5 protein-coding genes are annotated in these 4,268 nt (G+C 63.0%); 1 reads left to right on the top strand and 4 read right to left on the bottom strand.

What is annotated here, in order from left to right:
- The coding region (locus Q0M35_RS17645; RefSeq protein ID WP_295317569.1) for an adenosylcobalamin-dependent ribonucleoside-diphosphate reductase at positions 1-1,541 on the bottom strand (1,541 nt) is incomplete at its 3' end.
- A gap of 143 nt (positions 1,542-1,684) precedes the next feature.
- On the opposite strand from Q0M35_RS17645, the gene Q0M35_RS17640 reads away from it, so the two are divergent.
- Positions 1,685-2,116: a DUF1489 domain-containing protein gene (locus Q0M35_RS17640; RefSeq protein WP_295317568.1), complete on the top strand. Its 432-nt coding sequence runs from the start codon at positions 1,685-1,687 to the stop codon at positions 2,114-2,116.
- A gap of 3 nt (positions 2,117-2,119) precedes the next feature.
- Here the strand turns inward: Q0M35_RS17640 and hisG are convergent, their stop codons facing one another.
- From hisG to Q0M35_RS17625, 3 genes are all read right to left on the bottom strand, one after another.
- Positions 2,120-2,812 carry an ATP phosphoribosyltransferase gene (hisG, locus tag Q0M35_RS17635; RefSeq protein WP_295317567.1) on the bottom strand — a complete coding sequence of 231 codons (693 nt, stop codon included), beginning with the start codon at positions 2,810-2,812 and terminating at the stop codon, positions 2,120-2,122.
- Complete coding sequence (locus tag Q0M35_RS17630) at positions 2,809-3,891, bottom strand: ATP phosphoribosyltransferase regulatory subunit (RefSeq protein ID WP_295317566.1); 1,083 nt, start codon at positions 3,889-3,891, stop codon at positions 2,809-2,811. The genes hisG and Q0M35_RS17630 overlap by 4 nt, the downstream gene beginning before the upstream one ends.
- Positions 3,888-4,268 (bottom strand): His/Gly/Thr/Pro-type tRNA ligase C-terminal domain-containing protein (locus tag Q0M35_RS17625; protein WP_295317565.1); only part of this gene is annotated, 381 nt, incomplete at its 5' end. The genes Q0M35_RS17625 and Q0M35_RS17630, both read right to left, overlap by 4 nt.

Here is a 4,268-nt window from a genome sequence, read left to right as displayed (position 1 = left end):
ACCCACTTCTGCGCCGCCGCCTGCATCTTGACGTGATCGAGCGGCGCCAGCGTCTGGGCGTTCACGAAGTAATCCGGCAGGTCCTTGTCCCCGAACTTCTCGCGCCAGAGCTGAACCGCGTAATCCACCACCTCCTCTTCGGTGCGCGATCCGTCCTTCTGCAGCACTTTGCGCGTGTAGGCATAGGCAAAGACCGGCTCGATGCCTGAGGAGACATTGCCTGCATAAAGGCTGATCGTGCCCGTGGGCGCGATCGAGGTCAGCAGCGCATTGCGGATCCCGTGTTTCCGCACTGCATCGCGCACATCATCATCCATGGCCTGCATCGTGCCGGAGGCGAGGTACTTTTCCGCATCAAAGAGCGGAAAGGGTCCCTTTTCCCTCGCAAGATCCACCGACGCCAGATATGCGGCGCGGGCGATCCGGCGCAACCAGTCCGACGTCTGACGCGCCGCCTCGTCGGAGCCATAGCGCAACCCGACCATCAGAAGCGCATCAGCCAGTCCCGTCACGCCAAGCCCGATCCGGCGCTTGGCATGCGCCTCGCGCGCCTGCGCTTCCAGCGGAAACTTCGATGCATCCACCACATTGTCCATCATCCGCACGGCAACGGCGACCAGATCGTCAAGGGCCGCCTCATCGAGTGCTGCGCCTTCCTCAAAGGCATCTGTTACCAGACGCGACAGGTTCACAGAGCCCAGAAGGCAGGCACCATAGGGCGGCAACGGCTGCTCGCCACAGGGGTTCGTCGCGGCGATGGTCTCGCAGTACCGCAGGTTATTGGCCGCGTTGATCCGGTCGATAAAAATCACCCCCGGCTCGGCATAGTCATACGTCCCCTGCATGATCCGGTTCCACAGATCCTGAGCCTGCACCGTACGGTACACCTTGCCGTCAAAGACCAGATCCCACGGTCCGTCTGCTTTGACGGCATCCATGAAATCATCCGTGATCAGCACCGACATGTTGAACATGCGCAGACGGGCCGGGTCGGATTTGGCGGCGATGAAATCCTCCACATCCGGGTGATCGCAGCGCATGGTGGCCATCATCGCCCCCCGGCGCGAGCCCGCCGACATGATCGTGCGGCACATCGCATCCCAGACATCCATGAAAGACAACGGCCCCGAGGCATCTGCCGCCACCCCGTGCACATCAGCGCCCCGCGGCCGGATGGTCGAAAAATCGTATCCGATGCCGCCGCCCTGCTGCATGGTAAGGGCGGCCTCTTTCAGCATATCGAAAATACCGCCCATGCTGTCGGGTACCGTACCCATGACAAAGCAGTTAAAGAGCGTCACCGACCGCGCCGTGCCGGCACCAGCGGTGATCCGGCCGGCCGGCAGGTATTTAAAATCCTCAAGGGCTGCATAAAAGCAGTCTTCCCATTTTGCCGGGTCTTTCTCCACGCGGGCGAGATCCCGGGCGATGCGCCGCCATGTGTCTTCCACCGTCTGGTCTTTAGGCGTGCCATCCGCGTCTTTGAAGCGGTATTTCATATCCCAGATCTGTTCGGCAATGGGGGCAGCAAAGCGTGTCATGGCATGATTCTCTGGTGGCTTAGGAAGGCGATCAGGCTACACGATCCCCGCGCGTCTTTCTACCACAGTTTGCTCCCGGCGCTCTTTCATCTACATTATGTGGCGGTGGTGCAGATTCTGGGGGCATGTCAGTGGGAAAACCTGTGGATAAAGCGGTCAACCTGATCAAACTGTCTGTCGGGACAGAAAACGTCGATGATCTGGCCGCCTGGCAGGCAACAAAACGCGCCCAGGCACCGGACGGTCTGCCCCGTCACGTGACCCGGATGTGGCCGAAACGCGCCGCCGAAATACTGAACGGCGGATCGATCTACTGGGTGATCAAAGGGGTGATCCAGTGCCGGCAGACGGTCATGCGTCTGGATGAATATACCGGGCAGGACGGCATCCGCCGCTGTGCAATTGTGCTCGATCCGCAGATCGTACGCACACAGACATCGCTCAAACGCCCGTTCCAGGGCTGGCGCTATCTCCCCCCGGGCGATGCTCCGCCCGATCTGCCGGAGGGCCGCGCGAGCGAAGAGCCTTTGCCCGTCGAGCTCAACCGCGCGCTTGCTGAAATCGGCGTACTCTGACGCTCAGACCGCGAGGCGGTCCAGAAATTCTGCCACTACAGCGCGGTCATCATCATCGGTTTGTGCAGTGCGGCTGCGCCACAGCGTCGCCTGCGAACGCAGCACCGGGCCGTCACTCAGCACCTTGAGGTGATTGGCGCGCAGGGTCTCGCCGCTGGACGTAATATCGGCAATTGCCTCGGCGGTTTCATTGGCAACGGTGCCTTCCGTCGCGCCCTGGCTGTCGACCAGCGCATAGTCCGCCACCCCGCTCTGGCGCAGGTATTCGCGCACCAGCCTGTGGTATTTCGTGGCAATCCGCAGGCGCATGCCGTGGGTCTGGCGAAAAGCTGCTGCCACCGCATCCAGATCATCAACGGTTTCAACATCGATCCAGGCACGGGGCACAGCCAGCACCAGATCGGCAAAACCAAATCCGAGCTCCGCGACCGGTTCCACCTGCTGCTCCCAGCGCGGCAGCTTTTCATGCACCAGATCAGTGCCTGTGACACCGAAATGGATACGCCCGGTGGCCAGTTCGCGCGGGATTTCGCCCGCGGAGAGCAGCACCAGAGAGACGCCCCCGATGCCCTCGACTGCGCCCGCGTATTCGCGATCCGACCCGCTGCGCGACAGGGTGACGCCGCGCCCGGCAAACCAGTCGCAGGTTTTTTCCATCAGACGCCCCTTGGACGGCACCCCAAGCCGGATCGTCATTGCGCGGCCTCCAGCTCAAGCATCAGACCGGGACGCAGAACACCGCCCACCGCCGGGATTTCGCGGCCCTGTCCCAGCCGCCGGGTCAGCGCGTCATAACGCCCCCCGGTGGCAACCGCGGGCAAATCCGCGCGATCCGGGCTGAAAAACCCAAAAACAAAGCCGTCGTAGTATTCCATCGAGGTGCGGCCGAAATTCGTCTCAAAGGGCAGGCTCTGCACATCGATGCCGCGCGCCTCCAGAGCCCCCGCACGGGCCGCAATACGCGCCACAGCAGGTGCAATCTGCGGCAGATCCACCGACAGGTCGCGTAGCTGTTCCAGCGCATAAGGCATCGTCTCACGCACGCCCAGAAGCGCATCAAGCAGACGGACTTCTTCGGTGCTGAGCGGGGCTGTTGCCGCATCTTCGCGCAGGGTTTCGATCCGCGCGGTGATTTCCGCCGCACTGCGACGTCCGGACAGCGGTGCTTCCGCACCGGGCAGATCGCCTGCCAGCAGCGCCTCGCGCGTGCGGCTCATCGCCGTGCGCCCCGAAAACCGGTCAAGCAACGCGCGAAACCGGCGCGGACGCCAGATGTGGCGCATCAGCGCGGCTTTCCGCGGGGCCGTAGTTTTCAGCCCCTCAACCGCAGCCATCAGAACTCCGATATCGCCCGTGGCCGCGCGCAGCCGCAAAGGCGACAAGGCACCGGCGATCAGCGCAAAAACCTCGGCATCCGCCGCCGCAGGATCGGTACGGTCGAAAACCTCGAAACCCACCTGAATGAACTCGTTGGCGCGGTCCGGATCATGCTCCTGTCGGCGGAACACCTCGCCGGAATAGGTGTAGCGCGCAGGCTCGGCCCCGTGCGCCATATGCATCTGCACGACCGGCACGGTGAAATCCGGACGCAGCATCTGCTCGCCGCGCAGCGCGTCCGAGGTCACATAGGCCCGCGCGCGGATCTCCTCGCCATAAAGATCAAGCAGGGTATGCGCCGGCTGCAGCACCGGTGTTTCTACACCGACCGCACCGGCGGCCTCAAAGACCGCCCGCAACCCGGCGGCCCGCGCAAGCGTCTGCGCGCGGTCTGTCATTTTGCGCCGCCGTCAGGACTGTGAGCGGCAAGGATCTCGCGCACTTTTGCCACCAGCTGATCGCGCGGCACCTCAAACTGGCTGGGCCGGTCTTTCCATTCCTCCAGGGTCGCACTTTCGGCGATTTTGGCACCGAGGATCAGGTCCTTGATCTGGATGACGCCTTTTTCATGCTCGTCACCGCCCTCGATCACCGCAGCCGGGCTCGACCGCCTGTCCGCGTATTTCAGCTGGTTGCCGAAGTTCTTCGGGTTGCCGAGATAAACCTCTGAACGGATACCGGCCTCGCGCAGCTCCGCCACCATCGCCTGATAATCCGCCATCCTGTCACGGTCCATTACCGTTACGACCACCGGGCCTTCGGCGACGCTCTGCAA

This window comes from Roseobacter sp., assembly GCF_024639605.1.
Classification (GTDB): domain Bacteria; phylum Pseudomonadota; class Alphaproteobacteria; order Rhodobacterales; family Rhodobacteraceae; genus Roseobacter.
Note: the sequence above shows the minus strand (reverse complement) of the source record. Positions and strands in the feature narration are given on the sequence as shown.

Coding starts and splice junctions, on each gene's coding strand:
- hisG (WP_295317567.1), bottom strand. CDS start 2,812: ATGACGATCCGGCTTGGGGTGCCGTCCAAGGGGCGTCTGATGGAAAAA.
- Q0M35_RS17630 (WP_295317566.1), bottom strand. CDS start 3,891: ATGACAGACCGCGCGCAGACGCTTGCGCGGGCCGCCGGGTTGCGGGCG.